The 15,157-nt window shown below is 60.1% G+C and carries 13 protein-coding genes; 5 read left to right on the plus strand and 8 right to left on the minus strand.

The genetic code is table 11. The features are described 5' to 3' along the window. Nucleotides 1-70: 70 nt before the first annotated feature. Both dnaK and FHT85_RS28585 read right to left on the minus strand, forming a co-directional pair. Nucleotides 71-1,990, minus strand: coding sequence for a molecular chaperone DnaK (gene dnaK / locus FHT85_RS28580; protein WP_112338916.1), 1,920 nt, complete (start codon nucleotides 1,988-1,990; stop codon nucleotides 71-73). 395 nt (nucleotides 1,991-2,385) lie between these two features. Continuing rightward, complete coding sequence (locus tag FHT85_RS28585; RefSeq protein ID WP_112412279.1) at nucleotides 2,386-4,797, minus strand: transglycosylase domain-containing protein; 2,412 nt, start codon at nucleotides 4,795-4,797, stop codon at nucleotides 2,386-2,388. A 293-nt stretch (nucleotides 4,798-5,090) separates the two neighbouring features. On the opposite strand from FHT85_RS28585, the gene FHT85_RS28590 reads away from it, so the two are divergent. The 3 genes from FHT85_RS28590 (at nucleotide 5,091) to FHT85_RS28595 (ending at nucleotide 5,928) form a co-directional block, all read left to right on the plus strand. Further along, complete coding sequence (locus tag FHT85_RS28590; RefSeq protein WP_112338918.1) at nucleotides 5,091-5,279, plus strand: hypothetical protein; 189 nt, start codon at nucleotides 5,091-5,093, stop codon at nucleotides 5,277-5,279. A 76-nt stretch (nucleotides 5,280-5,355) separates the two neighbouring features. Further along, nucleotides 5,356-5,478, plus strand: coding sequence for a hypothetical protein (locus tag FHT85_RS30895; protein WP_257714005.1), 123 nt, complete (start codon nucleotides 5,356-5,358; stop codon nucleotides 5,476-5,478). 207 nt (nucleotides 5,479-5,685) lie between these two features. After that, nucleotides 5,686-5,928: a DUF982 domain-containing protein gene (locus FHT85_RS28595; protein WP_112338919.1), complete on the plus strand. Its 243-nt coding sequence runs from the start codon at nucleotides 5,686-5,688 to the stop codon at nucleotides 5,926-5,928. A 223-nt stretch (nucleotides 5,929-6,151) separates the two neighbouring features. On the opposite strand, the gene FHT85_RS28600 is transcribed toward FHT85_RS28595, so the two are convergent. The 5 genes from FHT85_RS28600 to FHT85_RS28620 all read right to left on the minus strand — a co-directional run bounded on the left by FHT85_RS28600 (nucleotide 6,152) and on the right by FHT85_RS28620 (nucleotide 12,098). Beyond that, entirely contained in the window at nucleotides 6,152-7,036 is an 885-nt protein-coding gene (locus tag FHT85_RS28600; RefSeq protein WP_112412280.1) for an SH3 domain-containing protein, read from the minus strand. 662 nt (nucleotides 7,037-7,698) lie between these two features. Continuing rightward, a complete protein-coding gene (locus FHT85_RS28605) occupies nucleotides 7,699-9,168 on the minus strand; it encodes an efflux transporter outer membrane subunit (RefSeq protein WP_112412281.1) in 1,470 nt (489 codons plus the stop codon). 348 nt (nucleotides 9,169-9,516) lie between these two features. Continuing rightward, on the minus strand, nucleotides 9,517-10,461 hold the full coding sequence (locus FHT85_RS28610; protein WP_112412286.1) for a phosphoribosylaminoimidazolesuccinocarboxamide synthase: 945 nt from the start codon (nucleotides 10,459-10,461) through the stop codon (nucleotides 9,517-9,519). A gap of 144 nt (nucleotides 10,462-10,605) precedes the next feature. Next, the gene (locus tag FHT85_RS28615; RefSeq protein WP_112412282.1) at nucleotides 10,606-11,286 is read right to left on the minus strand and encodes a phosphoribosyltransferase; all 681 of its coding nucleotides are present in this window, start codon (nucleotides 11,284-11,286) and stop codon (nucleotides 10,606-10,608) included. An 11-nt stretch (nucleotides 11,287-11,297) separates the two neighbouring features. Next, nucleotides 11,298-12,098, minus strand: coding sequence for a pseudouridine synthase (locus FHT85_RS28620; RefSeq protein ID WP_112400346.1), 801 nt, complete (start codon nucleotides 12,096-12,098; stop codon nucleotides 11,298-11,300). A gap of 356 nt (nucleotides 12,099-12,454) precedes the next feature. On the opposite strand from FHT85_RS28620, the gene FHT85_RS28625 reads away from it, so the two are divergent. Both FHT85_RS28625 and FHT85_RS28630 read left to right on the plus strand, forming a co-directional pair. Beyond that, nucleotides 12,455-13,174: a response regulator gene (locus tag FHT85_RS28625; protein ID WP_015338318.1), complete on the plus strand. Its 720-nt coding sequence runs from the start codon at nucleotides 12,455-12,457 to the stop codon at nucleotides 13,172-13,174. A 3-nt stretch (nucleotides 13,175-13,177) separates the two neighbouring features. Then, entirely contained in the window at nucleotides 13,178-14,527 is a 1,350-nt protein-coding gene (locus tag FHT85_RS28630) for an ATP-binding protein (RefSeq protein ID WP_112338925.1), read from the plus strand. A gap of 64 nt (nucleotides 14,528-14,591) precedes the next feature. On the opposite strand, the gene FHT85_RS28635 is transcribed toward FHT85_RS28630, so the two are convergent. After that, nucleotides 14,592-14,798 carry a hypothetical protein gene (locus FHT85_RS28635; protein WP_112338926.1) on the minus strand — a complete coding sequence of 69 codons (207 nt, stop codon included), beginning with the start codon at nucleotides 14,796-14,798 and terminating at the stop codon, nucleotides 14,592-14,594. Nucleotides 14,799-15,157 lie beyond the last annotated feature (359 nt).

A 15,157-nucleotide genomic window follows, 5' to 3' on the forward strand; every position in this document is an offset into this window, starting at 1 on the left:
CCCGGAAATGGATTTCCGGCTGCCCCGAAGGCAGCCGGATTTAAGTCTCCTAGAACCTTTCGGTTCGCGCTTATGCAGACCGCTTATGGTCGCCTTCGTCCTTGATTTCCTCGTAGTCGGCATCGACGACATCGTCCTTGCCGCCTGCTGCCGAGGCATCGCCGGAACCGGCTTCCGCCTGCTGCGACTCATAGATCGCCTGGCCGAGCTTCATGGAAACTTCCATAAGCGTCTGGGTCTTGGCCTTGATGTCTTCGGCATCCGGTTCGGAAGCTTCGGTTGCCGCCTTCAGCGCTGCAATCGCGTCGGAAATCGCGGTGCGATCGGCTTCGGTGACCTTGTCGCCGTAATCCTTCAGCGACTTCTCGCTGGAGTGGATCAGGCTTTCGGCCTGGTTCTTGGCTTCGACACCTTCGCGGCGCTTCTTGTCTTCGGCAGCATGGGCTTCGGCATCCTTGACCATCTTCTCGATGTCGGCGTCGGAAAGACCGCCGGAAGCCTGGATGCGGATCTGCTGTTCCTTGCCGGTACCCTTGTCCTTGGCCGAAACCTGGACGATGCCGTTGGCGTCGATATCGAAGGTGACTTCGATCTGCGGAACGCCACGCGGTGCCGGCGGCAGGCCGACGAGGTCGAACTGGCCGAGCAGCTTGTTGTCTGCAGCCATTTCGCGCTCGCCCTGCGAGACGCGGATGGTTACGGCCGACTGGTTGTCGTCAGCGGTCGAGAAGGTCTGCGACTTCTTCGTCGGGATCGTCGTGTTGCGTTCGATCAGACGGGTGAAGACGCCGCCCAGCGTTTCGATGCCGAGAGACAGCGGGGTCACGTCGAGGAGCAGAACGTCCTTGACGTCGCCCTGCAGAACGCCGGCCTGGATAGCGGCGCCGAGCGCGACGACTTCATCCGGGTTGACGCCCTTGTGCGGCTCCTTGCCGAACAGCTGCTTGACGACTTCCTGTACCTTCGGCATGCGGCTCATGCCGCCGACGAGAACGACTTCGTCGATTTCGGCGGCGGTAACGCCGGCATCCTTGAGGGCTGCCTTGCACGGAGCGATGGTGCGCTGAACCAGATCGTCGACCAGGCTTTCCAGCTTGGCGCGGGTCAGTTTCAGCGTCAGGTGCTTCGGGCCGGTGGCGTCTGCCGTGATGAAGGGCAGGTTGATTTCGGTCTGCTGTGCGGACGACAGTTCGATCTTGGCCTTCTCGGCAGCTTCCTTCAGGCGCTGCAGGGCAAGCTTGTCACCCTTGAGATCGATGCCATTGTCCTTCTTGAACTCGGCAACGAGATATTCGACGAGACGCATGTCGAAGTCTTCACCGCCGAGGAAGGTATCGCCGTTGGTCGACTTCACTTCGAAGACGCCGTCGCCGATTTCCAGGATGGAGATATCGAAGGTGCCGCCGCCAAGGTCGTAAACGGCGATGGTCTTGCCGTCCTTCTTGTCGAGGCCGTAAGCAAGGGCTGCAGCCGTCGGCTCGTTGATGATGCGCAGAACTTCGAGACCGGCGATCTTGCCGGCATCCTTGGTTGCCTGGCGCTGAGCGTCGTTGAAGTATGCGGGAACTGTGATGACGGCCTTGTCGACCTTTTCGCCGAGATAGGATTCGGCGGTTTCCTTCATCTTCTGAAGGATCATTGCGGAAATCTGGGCGGGCGAATAGCCCTTGCCGTTGGCTTCTACCCATGCGTCGCCATTGTCGCCCCGAACGATGTTGAAGGGAACAAGGTGCTTGTCCTTCTCGACGGTCGGATCTTCGTAGCGGCGGCCGATGAGGCGCTTGACAGCGAAGAGGGTGTTTGTGGGGTTGGTGACAGCCTGGCGCTTGGCCGGCTGGCCGACGAGACGTTCACCATCGTCGGTGAAGGCAACCATGGAGGGGGTCGTCCGGGCGCCTTCGGCATTTTCGATCACTTTTGCGTCCTTACCGTCCATGACGGCGACGCAGGAATTTGTCGTTCCAAGGTCGATACCAATTACTTTTGCCATGTCATTCTCTCCTTGAAGCAAGCTATCGGAACCCCTGTCAGGCATTCCATTGACAGCCCCTTACGGGATGGTCTTGAGGATTGCGCAGCCATGACTGCGGTGATGCCGCGTATATAAGTAGCGGTTTTACTGACTGCAAGGCAGGAAATGGCCCGAAATCCAGCAAAACAAATGGTTTGTCGCTCAAATTCCACATGCCCCATATGCGCCGGGGACCTCAGGATTTGACGCGACCGCGTATCAGAGCAGCCTTGCTGCGGCCATGCAAGCGTCTACTGCATAATTCTCTAAATCGGGATCGATTTAAGAATAAAATTCTGCAGCAGGTCCAAAGTGCCGCAGTGACCTTAGCGCGCCTATATGACGCGCAGTGCTGTGAGGGCGAAATTGCGATTTTATCGCCCCAGGATGACATCGAGCAGCGACGAGCGGTGCGGCCGCGCCGTGGCGATCGGAGCGCCGCCATCGCCGACATCGGCGGGCGGTATATCGCTGTCATATCGATTGGAGCTGTAAGGGTTGGTGTCGTCGGCCAGATTTGCCGGCGGCAGGTCCTGCGGGTCGTCGTTCGCGGAGGCCTGGTTGACAACCTGCGGCTGGATCGGCTGTTGCGACGGCCTTTGCTGCAAGGTCGGCTGCTGCATCGGCTGTCCGCCATTGGCGACGCCGGAGATGATGTTGCCGATGGTGGTCGGCTGGTCGCCGTTCGGTCCTGCCTGCGCCATCGGCAGGCCGTTGTCGATGATCTGGCCGCCGCCGAAGATCGGCGTCGGCGCAATGCCCTTGTGGGCGGCGACCATGAATTCCTTCCACGCCTTTGCCGGCAGACCGCCGCCCGTCACCTTGCGCATCGACTTGCCGTCGTCATTGCCGAACCAGACGCCTGTGGTCAGGTGGCTGGTGAAGCCGACGAACAGCGCGTCGCGGAAGGATTGCGTCGTGCCCGACTTGCCGGCCGCTTGCCAGCCTGGAATGCGTGCTGTCTTGCCGGTGCCGTTAGTGATGACACCGGCCATCATGGCGTTCATGTTCGTAACGATATCCGGGTTGAGTACGCGCTCCGGATTGTCTGTATTGGCCTGGTATAGCACCTTGCCGGAGGCGGTCGTTACCTTGGTGACGACATGCGGGGCTACTTTGAAACCGCCGTTCATGAAGGTGGCATAGGCGGAGGTCAGCTCCAGCAGCGACACTTCGGACGTGCCAAGCGCGATCGAGGCATTGGCCTGCAAATCCGATTCGATGCCGAGCCTGCGGGCGACCTTGATGACCTGATCCGGCCCGACTTCGGCGACGAGCTGCGCGGCAACGGTGTTCAGCGAATGCGCGATCGCGGTGGCAAGCGTGACGGGGCCGCTATAGCGCTGTTCATAATTTTCAGGCGCCCAGTTGCCGATCTTGACCGGCATGTCGTTGCGGATGGAATTGGGTGTCAGGCCCATCTCAAGCGCTGCGGTATAGACGAACGGCTTGAAAGCGGAGCCCGGCTGGCGCTTGGCGGTGACCGCGCGATTGAACTGGCTCTGTGCATAGTCGCGGCCGCCGACGAGAGCACGGATGGCGCCTGTCGCGTCGACGGAAACCAGTGAGGCCTGCGATGCGTTCAGCTTCTTGCTTTCCTTTTCGAGCATATCGCTGAGTGCCTTCTCTGCCTTCTCCTCCAGCGACATGTCGAGCGTGGTGTCCACGATCAGGTCTTCCTTGACATCGCCGCCGATCAGCTTCGGTAGCTGGTCCATGACCATGTCGGCGACGTAATTCTCGGCGCCGCTCCAGTAGCTCTTCGATCGTGTCGGCGGCTGGGACATCGCCGTCTTGGTATCGGCTTCGGTGATGAAGCCTTGATCCTGCATCGCCTGCAGCACGAGTTGCGCGCGCGCCTCGGCGGCGGCAGGATCGCGGGCGGGCGACAGCCGCGAGGGCGCCTTGACCAGGCCGGCGAGCATGGCGGCCTCGCCGAGATTGACGTCCTTGGCCGATTTGTTGAAGTAGCGCCGCGAGGCGGCCTCGACGCCATAGGCGTTGGAGCCGAAATAGACGCGGTTCAGGTACATCGTCAGGATCTGATCCTTTGTGTACTTGTGCTCCAGCCACAGCGCCAGCAGTACTTCCTGCACTTTGCGTTCCAGCGTGCGGTCCGGCGACAGGAAGAGGTTCTTGGCAAGCTGCTGCGTCAGCGTCGAGCCGCCCTGAACGGCATGTCCCGTCACGATATTCGTCACTACCGCGCGGCCAAGGCCGATCGGATCGAAGCCAAAATGCGAGTAGAAGCGCCGATCCTCGATCGCGACGATAGCCTCGGGAATATAGGGCGACATCTCGCTCAGCGATACGGCCTCGCCGCCCGTGGTGCCGCGATTGGCGATCAGGGTTCCGTCGAGACCGTTGATCTTGACGTTCGGCGGCCGCTCCGGGATCGACCAGGTGCTGGCGCTCGGCATGCGCGAGCCATAGTAGGCGACGAGCCCGGCGAGGCCGATACCGGCCCAGAGGCAGAGTACGAGACCCCAGTAGATCGTCGAACGGATAAAGCCGAAAAAGCCGCGCCGCGGCCGCGCACGGCGTGCCGGTTTGCGGCGGCTACGGGCACGAGTGCGGCGAGGCTTTTCGACCACGGGCTCATCCTCGTCGTCATCGTCGTCGGGTTCCGGCTCTTCGTAGTATGTTTTGGAAGAAGATGAATATTTCTTGGCCGAGCGCCTGTTGCCGATGATGCGCTCGCCGGCATTGAATCCGTCCTCGATGCGTTCCCGGCCGCTGGAAAAGGATGGTTCTATCCTCTGGCGTGATTTTTTCTTATCTGCCATTGCCGGCCGGTCGTACCTCGGTGCCCTTGTATTCCATGCCTTCTATCAGGCTGATCGCATTGGCGGTAGCGATCTTTCAGCCAATGGACGATCGAGGTAAAGCAACCCGCCTTGGTTCGCGCCTCTTCTGAAGACATCAAATCCCGCCTGAATTGTAAATGCGGCGATTTAAGGAGGGATTAAGAACATTCCGCCCCGCAATGGCGGCGATCTCGCCCTGCAACCGCGGGGGCGCAAGGAACTTTTCGCCACTCTGAGCATTATCGTGTCATAAAAACAAAGAGGGCGAGCCCATGACTTCATTACTGAAGATAGAGCAAATCGAAGAGAGCAAGCTGCGCGAGGTCTGGAGCGTCGAGGATTTCGTCCGACGCCACCGGATTTGCAAGGAGGAGGAAGCCCGGCTGAAAAAGCTGTTCGGCGACTTCGCAACGAAGCAGGAATTGCTCTCCAACGCGCAGCGGCCGCCCCAATTCCGTTGAAATAAAGTGGTTGGCCAGTGCGATGTTCATCGTGAGCCGCTGCGATCGACGGATCGCAGCGGAGGAGGCTGAGCCAATGTGGAAACGTTTCGAACTGTGGCTGGTGGACCAGATCGACCGGATATTCGGCCTCGAGCGGCTTGCGCGCCGTGCCGGCTTCTCTCCGGATGAGGCGAGGCGGATCGCGCGTGAAAAGTAGGCCGCCGGTGTTCCCCTGCAATTTGGGGATACTATCGCACTCGTATCGGATGAGTCGCACTCGTATCGGATGAGGCTGCGTCGATACTTCGCGCACAACAAGCAATCTTCCATATTTTCGAATGCTTTGAACAAGGTTATAGTATTGTCATGTGGCCGTCTTGATCGACGGTTCCAAGCAATTGGTAGCGCGTGAGGAGGAGTGTTCATGCGACACATCAAATGGAGCAATCCGATCGAGATCGGTTTTGCTCAGGATAGGTTCCAGGTCGTGACAGGCCCTTCCGAGGCCCTTAATTGCATGGCCAATCTATGGCCCGACCGCCGCGGTCCCCTCTATGTGGCGGCTCGAAGCCTTTGCCGGGCTGCCATTGACGGCCGCAAGTCTGCCGAAGAAGCGCGCGAGATGTTCATTTCGGCGACTCGGGAAGCGCGTCTAAAGATGCATTGAAGCATACCGCTACCATCGGATTAACTGTCCGAACCTTGCGAACCGGCGAAAGCACGGCAGAAGTCGAGAGTTTTGGGCGCGTGCTCTTCCGTGAAATCATCTTCTGAGTGAAGCTCCCGCATGGGAGCGCATTCTTCTGGGAGGCAATGCACTTCACCAAAAAGGCCGGCGACTTTCAAAGTCGCCGGCCTTTTAGCTTTTCAGGTGGTCGCAGGGCCCGCCGTCAGCGGTTCGAGCCTCTAACCGACATCCGGCAATTGGGCTCCGACGCGGGGCATGGATCTCTGTGGTTAGGGCTATAAGGTCCCGGGTCGCTTGCATTCGGCCGCGGATTGTTCTGTGGCTGCTGCGGCTGTGGTTGCGGTTGAGCCTGCTGCGGTTCCGGGCGCGGGCGGTTGTCCGGGCGATTATTGTCCGGACGGTTGTTGTCGCGCTGGCGGTCTGGCCGGTTACTCCAGTCCCGGTTGTCGTCCGGGCGCTGTCCGCCCCAGTCGCGATTGCCGTCGCGTTGTCTGTCCCAATCGCGGTTACGATCACGATCGGGCCGGCGATCCCAGTTGCGATCCTGTCCGTCATTCCAGTCGCGATTGCGATCAGGACGGCGGTCCCAGTTGCCATCCTGATCATCATTCCAGCCGGAGCCGCGGTCCCAGCCCGGAGAATTGCGGCGGTCCCAGCCGCTGTCGGGCCGCCGATCGCCCCAGCCAGGGCCGCGGCGCCAGCGATCGCGATCGCGGTAGAAGTCGCGGCCGCGGTAATAGCGACCCCAATAGTCGTCGAAATTGAACACCACTGTCGGAATACCGAGCGGCCGGTAATATTGCCGGTCGACATAGATGCGGCGCGACTGATAGGTCGCCTGGATATAGCGGCCTGCAACCCAGCCGCGGCCACCGTAGAAGGAGACATCGCACCACGGCGTATCATTGAGGCAGCCATTGATCTGAAGGGGCACACCGACCGGAATCATCGTGACAGCCGGATAGGCAGTGCTTGGGCCTGACCGCATGTTGACGTTTGCCGTGGCAAAGCCTTCCGCCGCTTCCGCAATGGCTGGCAGCGCCATGAGCGCTGTCAGTAGACTCGCCGCGAGAACCTTGAATTTCATAAATCACTCTCCCTTTCGCGCACTTCGCCGCCCCGGCGCTTGTTCACAATCATGCGCCTACCCCGGCGCTCTTTGGTAACACTAGCCAACTTCGACAAGATAAAGGCTTCTCCATGCACGGGATCTGATAGGAATCCTAAGTGCCTCCTCAATCTGTGCATGTATTGTAGAAGCATTTGCATGAATACAGCTTGAACGCGCCAGTTCGAACCGAAAAGGCGTTAAGGTTTTCGATAAAGGCTGCCGGGCTGCTTTAGAAGGTTTCTGGCAGAAACAACAATGCGGCCTTGAAATTGCCACCTTGCCCTCTCATATACGCTTCAGTCATGCAGCCGATGGGCGCTGGCGCGCTGGAAAGCGAGCCGTTTCGTCCGTTATCATGAAAGTGGCGTTAACTCTTCGTTGACCTTTCATGATCAATCTGGCTGCAGTTCCGCCCTTACCTTTGACCACGGATGTACTGGCACTGATGTGAAGGCGGATGGCGAAAGGCCGGGTCATTCCGGCCTTTTTGTTTTTGGCGATGGCGTGTTCTTGCGGAAGCGGAGCGCGCCATTTTCATTTTAGCCATCTCCGTGCGCCCAAAAGAAAAACCGCCACAGATCCCTGCGGCGGTTTTCGAGTTCAAGCGGTAAGGCCGTGCTACAGCCCAGGCTATAGGCTTACATCGCCTTCTTGGCCGCGACCTTGATGGCCTCGGCCTTGGCTCTGGTCGGTCCTGCGGCCGCGATCGCCCTATCGGCGGGCACATAGCCTGCGCCGATGTTGACGTTCAGCGAGATGTAGTCGAGAGCGCTCGCTTGAATGGCCTGTGCCAGGCTTTGCTGGGCAGCGGTCACGTTGCGCTGTGCGTCGAGAACGTCGAGCAGAGAGGATGCACCGTCCTTGTAGCTTGCTGTCGAGAGCTGCAGGGCTTCCTGATAGGACTTGACCTGAGCCTGCAACGCCGCGACCGTCTGAGCATCACGGGCAACTGCCGACAGAGCGTTTTCCACGTCTTCGATCGCGGAGCGAACCGTCTGCTGCCAGGCGAGATAGTTCTCGCGGCTTGTCGATTCGGCGCTCTTGACGCCGGCGCGCAGGGCGCCGCCGTCGAAGATCGGCAGATTCAGCGATGGGCCGAAGGACCAGGTGGTCAGGCCGCCGCTCGCTGCCGATGTATGGATATAGGTCGGCGAAATCGAACCGCTGAGGGTGATCGACGGGAAGAGCTTGGCTTCCGCCACACCGATCTGGGCCGTCGAGGCAGCAAGCTGACGCTCTGCAACGCGAATATCAGGACGGTTGCGGATGAGGTCGGCCGGAACACCGGTGCGGACGCTGCCGCGGAACACCGGCTGCCTGCCGCCGCCCTGCATCTGCGCGATGATGGTCGACGAAGGAACGTTCAGCAGCGTCGCGATGTGGTGCACCTGCTGGCGATAGCTGATTTCATAACCGGGTACCAGCGCCAGCGTCTGGTTGACAAGGCCTTCCGCCTGAACCACGTCGAGGCGGGAAGCTGCACCGGCTTCGAGCTGGAACTTGGTCAGCGAAAGCGTATCGCGCCGCGACTTCAGGTTTTCCTGCGCGATCGAGATGAGCCTCTGGTAATAGCGGGCATTGACATAGCTGTTGGCGAGATCCTGCAGATATGTCAGGCGTGCAACGTCGACGCTGGAATAGGCGGCGTCGACCGAAGCATTGGCGCTTTCCGTAGCGCGGCGATACTGACCCCAGAGGTCGAGCAGCCAGGAAGCCGAAGCGGTTCCCGTCGTCGTATTCCGTCGGCCACCGGAACTGGATACCCTCGAGCCACCCTTCTGGCCGCTTGTCGTATTGTCACCTAACACGGTGAGGCTTGGGAGACCGCCTGCACCTGCTGTGACGACGGCAGCTTCCGCCTGGTTGATGCGTTCCAGCGACTGCTGGATGGTTAAGTTCTGGGCAAGTCCCTGTGTGGCGAAGGCATTCAGCTTGGCGTCGCCGAAAGCGGTCCACCATTGCGAGCCGGCGATATCGCCGTTCGCCTTCGTACCGCCCTCCGAGAATTTGGCCGGGAGAGGCATTTCCGGTGGCTTATGGTCTGGGCCGCTGACGCAACCTGCCAAAACAAGCAGCAGGGCGGGGGCGGCAGTACGAATGGAAACCATCACTTTGTCCCACAATTCAATTTACTGATCAGTGTTTTTCGGGATCGGCTTGACCCCATATGCCGGCGCTCCAGTCTTACGCAACACAAACAACGACCCGAAGCGGTCGGCGTCAATCTAGCAACGAGTTTTGCAATAGCACAGTGGCTTTTACGAATTCTCGGCAGCGAACATATGTGGGATCGGGCGAAATATCAGCTTGTCGGTAAAAAAAATCTAAAGTGTTGCAAAAAACATACCCTCGCATCCACAATCAAGGGGTGCGAATGGCGCAAAACTTCGCCGCTGCCGCAACTTCCGGGAAGCTTCGGCATACCCATTCAGCGAAACGACCGTTCAAACGGTCTCCTAAGGGAAATAGCGGACGAGGCTTGCGCGAACCCGGTCAAGCGGCGTCGCGCCGCGATCATCGGGCACGAAAGTCATGCCTGTGATCGCTTCATAGGCGCGTATATAGACCTTGGACGTCTCCTCGACCAACTCCCGTGGAATTTCCGGGATCTCGTCCTTATAGGGATCGCAGCGCTCCGTGACCCAGGCCCGCACGAAATCCTTGTCGAAGCTTTCGGGGCGCACACCGTTTTTGAAGCGGTCCTCGTAACTGTCGGCGAGCCAATAGCGGCTGCTGTCGGGGGTGTGGATTTCGTCGGCAAGGATGATGGTGCCGTTTTCATCGGTCCCGAACTCATATTTGGTATCGACGAGGATCAGCCCCCGCTTGCGGGCGATTTCCTGTCCGCGCGCGAACAGGGCAAAAGCATAATTCGTCAGCGTCTGCCACTGCTGCTGTGTCAGAAGCCCGCCCTCGACGATCTGCTTCGGCGTCAGAGGCTCGTCATGACCGCCGTCGAATTCCTTGCTGGTCGGGGTAATGATCGGCTGCGGCAGGATCTGGTTGTCGCGCATGCCATCCGGCAGGGTGATGCCGTACATCTCGCGCTGACCCTTCTTGTAGAGCGTCAGGATCGAGGTCCCGGTGGTGCCGGCGAGATAGCCGCGAACGACGACCTCGACAGGCAGGATATTCAGCCGCTTGCCGACCACCACGTTCGGGTCGGGATAGTCGATCACGTGGTTGGGGCAGATGTCGCGTGTTTGCTCGAACCAGTAGCGGGCGGTCTGCGTCAGCACCTGGCCCTTATAGGGAATGCAGGTGAGGATGCGGTCGAACGCGCTCAATCGGTCGGTGCTGATGATGATGCGGCTGCCGTCGGGCAGATCGTAATTTTCGCGCACCTTGCCGCGATAGTAGTTGGGCAATTCCGGAAAATAGGCTTCGGAGAGAGTTCGCAACGCGTCCACCAACAGGCTCGTGCATCCGCCCGACGGATGCTTCTTGAGCGGACCCTTAGCGTATTGCGGCCGGAAGCGGAACGGTTTTCACATATATAATATGCAATTTGCCTTCCATCGCATGGCCGCAACAGCAAGATGCGGTCAGCTCGGCCGACGCCAGCCGCTTCCACTCCACTCGAGGATAGGCGTCGAAAACACGCCGATGATTTTCTCGCTCCAACGCTTGCCGCCTGGATCGACACGATCCCGCCAGCGTTCGGATTGCAGCATCGCCGCGCCGATCACCACGGGCTCGATACCGCAAGACGTCAAAAGAGAAAGACCTGCAACGATCGAGGCGCCGCTGGAGATCACATCGTCGATCAACGCGACGCGCTTGCCTTCCAGCAGTGGTAGCATGCGCGGGTCTATATAGAGGCGCTTCTCCTGGTTTGGCGTGGTGATGGAGGAGAGCGGGACCGAAAGCTCCTCGCGGTACCAGAATTTACGCGATGTTCCGAGCGGCACGTAGCGCGTATGGCCGAGTGCGCGGGCCACTGCCGCCGCCAGCGTCAGTCCGAGCGTCGGCAATCCGGCGACGACATCGATATCATATGCTGCCATTCGCTTCGCAAGCGTCTCCGCAAGAGCGTCCAACACGGTGAAGCTTGCCTGATTGACGATCAGCGACGCCAGCGCATGTTCGCCGTCGGCGAGCACGCGGATCGGCAGCCGCAATTGCCGCCCATCCGGCAGCTCGGCTACGTAGAAATCCGCACGCTTCGCCATTGGATCGAAGGTGCCCGGCGCATCCAGCTCCTGCCAGAAGTCATGAGGTTGCATCGCGCTCAGCCTTACCGATTGACTTTCATTCCGGCGCGCCGGTGCAAGCTCAGGATTTCGGCCTCGGTCAAGGCGCGCACGCCGCCCTTCGGCAGATCGCCAAGCGCGATATCGCCAAAGGCAACGCGCACCAGCCGCAGGCATTCGATGCCAAGCGCTTCCAGCATGCGACGGATCTGGCGATTACGCCCTTCCTTCAGCTCCACCTCGATCCAGCTGTTGCGGTCGCCGCTGCGCAGCAGCCGGGCCGAGCTCGCGGTCAGGAGTTCACCATCGTCGACGATGCCACGCTCCATGCGTGCCAGCTGTTCCAGGTCCATGATGCGGTCGACCTGCACATGATAGGCCTTGCCAACATGGCTGACGGGGTCGAGCAGCGCCTGCGCCAATACCGTGTCGTTGGTGAAGAGCAGCAATCCCTCGCTCGCCTTGTCAAGGCGGCCGACGGGTGCGAGATGGCGGGCATCGATCTCCCTCAGGCAATCATAAACGGTCGGCCGTCCTTCGGGATCGTCGCGCGTCGTCACCAGCCCTCGCGGCTTGTTCAGCATGAAATAGAGCTTCTTTTCGGCTGATATCTCCATGCCGTCGACCGCGAACTTCGAATGCTCCAGATCGACCCAGATGGCAGGATCGGAGATCAGGCGGCCGTCCACGGTCACGCGGCCGGCCACGATCAACGCTTCCGCCTGCGTGCGCGAGCAATAGCCAAGCTTCGAAAGCGCCCGCGGCAAGGTCACGCGCTTGCCCTCCGGCTCTGGGGTGCGCCTTGTCGCTTTGCCGGATCTCTGCGGTGATTGCCTTTGGCTCAACCGTCCTGCCTCATGAGCATGTTTCCCTGGCCCGACATTGCCGTCGGTGAAGGTCAATCCTTTCGCACGGCGGCGAGCAGGACGCAAACCCGCATTGTCGAAAAGGATCGGCGGTTTGGAAAAGCAGACAGGGCTCGCATTTCGTGGATGCGAGCCCTGTCGCGGGCCGGAGCGGGCGATGGGGTCGGGTAGGCGGCAACGAAGCTGCCGACATTCGCTCCGGAGGGATCCGGCTGCGGAGAAACTGCATCGCTTCTTTTGCTGGGATTTTTCAAAAGAAGGGAAATTTGTTACAGTTTGTAACGTCGGTCGTTTCCCTGTTGCCAAAACCGCCTCTCGCCCCGCATGGAAGAGCCATGGTTTCCGCATCGCTGCTTCTGGTCGAAGACGACCGCGAGATTAGGGCGCTCCTGGAGGAGTTCCTGAGCCGTGAAGGTTTTGCCGTGCAGGCCGCCGACAGCGCCGCAGCTATGGATCGCATTCTATCCAAGGGGTTCCCCGATCTGATCATCCTCGATCTGATGCTGCCGGGTGAAGATGGTCTCTCCGCATGCCGGCGCATCCGCACCCGCAGCAAGGTGCCTATCCTGATGCTGACGGCGAAGACTGAAGATATCGATCGCATTCTCGGCCTCGAAATGGGCGCCGATGACTATCTCGGCAAGCCTTTCAACCCGCGCGAGCTCCTGGCACGCATCCGCGCCATTCTCCGCCGCTCCGGCCCGGAGCGGCCGGAAGATGCCGGCATTCCATCACGGCGCAAAAGCTTCGCCGGATTGATCGTCGATCTCGACGGCCGGGTGATCGAGATGGATGGCGAGCGCGTCGTTCATCTGACGACCGCCGAGTTCGATCTGCTCGTCTGCTTCCTCGAAAGACCGCGCCGCGTGCTGTCGCGCGAGCAATTGCTCGACTGGACGCGCGGCCGTGGCGCCGATCCTTTCGACCGGACGATCGATGTTACGGTCTCCCGCCTGCGCACCAAGCTCGGCCATTGCCTGCCTGATGGCGCTCAGATCATCACCACGGTGCGCAATGCCGGCTATCTCCTTACAAGGGACGTGAAGGATGTCTGAACCATGCTGAAACTCGGTCTGGTCGCCCGCATCATCATGATTGTGGCCGTGGCGCTGTTCATCATTCAGCTTGCGGCCTTCGCGGCCGCACAGCTGAAGCCGGATACGCCGTTCAATCCGGAGCGGTCGCCCGCCAAGCAAGTGAAGACCGCGATCCGTCTTCTAGATGCCATTCCGCCGGAGGCGCAACAGGCAGCCGTGCGGGCACTGAATGCCAATGGCCTGGCGATCCACCTGGCCGATCCGCCGGCTCCGGGTCGGGAGGAGGCCTCCAATCTGACGCTTACCGACAAGCTCGCCCGCGAATTTGCCGCGATCGCGCTCGGCAATCGCTATTTCAACATGCGCTCGCTTTCGGAAAAGCCGCAGGGCTGGTTCTCCGTCGGTGCGCCGGACAGGATCGTTGAGGTGTCGATCGGCGTTGCCGGCGGCAAGATCGCAGTCTTCAACCTGCCCGAAACGCCGACGGTGCGATTGAACGGCATTCCCATCGGCCTCATCGCCGGCATCCTCGGCATGCTGGTCGCCGTCATCGCCATTGCCGCCGTAGCGCGGGAAACCCGGCCCCTGACGCGCCTGTCGCGAACCGTCAACTCGATCGGCAATGGTCTGCAGCCGGTTCATATTCCCGAAAGAGGCGCCTGCGAGCTGCGCCTGCTGATCAAGGCGATCAACGCCATGCAGTTGCGCATCGCCGCGCTCGTCAGCAACCGCACCCTTATTCTCGGAGCGATCTCGCACGATCTGAGGACCTACCTCACTCGCTTCCGTCTGCGCATGGAGATGATGCCGGAAACGCCGCATCGCGAGCGGGCGATCGCCGATGTCGAGGCCATGCAGCGGCTGGTGGAGGATGCGCTCGGCTTTGCCCGCAGCACCGTCATCTCGGACGGCAAGACCATTGTCGATCTCGACGCTGCCATCCAGGGTCACCTCGCCGAGCGGCAGGACGGCCAGGGCCTGGTGGGTTTCATGCCGATCGGGCAGCCGATTGCCGTCGCGATGACGGAGACTGCTCTCGTTCGAGTGCTTGATAATCTCATGGACAATGCGCTGCGCTATGGCGGCCGGGCCGATATTGTCGTCGGGCGCCGCGGTGATCAGGATGCCATCATCGTTGGCGATCGCGGACCGGGTATTCCCGCAGAGCGGCGCAAGGAGGTTCTCGAACCCTTCGTGCGGCTGGAGGAATCGCGCAACCGTGATCTCGGAGGCAGCGGGCTTGGTTTGGCGATCGTCCGCCAGATCCTCGATGCGCATGGCGGCACGCTCTGTCTGGAAGATCGCGAAGGAGGCGGATTGAATGCCGTCGTCCTGTTGCCGCCGATGATGATGGAAAGAAAGGCAGCGTGAAATAGGCACGCCTGTCAGCCGATCGCACTGGTACGCGATCGTCTCCTTGCGCGGAGCGGCCTGCTCAATGACAGGTCAGGAATCTCTGCAGCTCTTGCCGGTTTAAGACGATGCCGGCGGCTGCTTTCTGCGGATCGGGATGCGTATAGGTAAAGCTCGGCAGGTCGGGCAGATCCAATGCCTGGCGCATGCTCATAATACCGAGCGCGCGGCGGCCACTGGCGCTGTCGAAGCTGACTTCGATGATGCTTTCCGGTCTTGTTGTATGCATTGTTTCCTCCCTTCCCTTTTTATCTGCCTCAAACCATAGCAGAAACCTCATGGAAAATCTCGGCCTTTCTAAGGCTTGGGGCCAATAGGTTACACGGAAGCCCGAGGCACCGTCCGGTTGCTCGACGAGACGGGTTTTGCTGGACGGGAGGATGCATATAGAGGGAAGGCGCTCGTATTTAGCTGCTCCGAGCAAAATTTGACCATCTGGACAAGATTTTTAAGGCTGCTGAGGAAAACTTTCCCCTCCCTTCCGTCCACTAAGACAAAACCCCGTTTAAAATCAATCCCTTACAAAAATGTCAGAATTTTTACAGTATGAGTGTTGACTTGGTTCGGAGGTAGGGTCTATAAGCCCGA

It is taken from the genome of Rhizobium sp. BK312 (assembly GCF_014193605.1).
Lineage (GTDB): Bacteria > Pseudomonadota > Alphaproteobacteria > Rhizobiales > Rhizobiaceae > Rhizobium.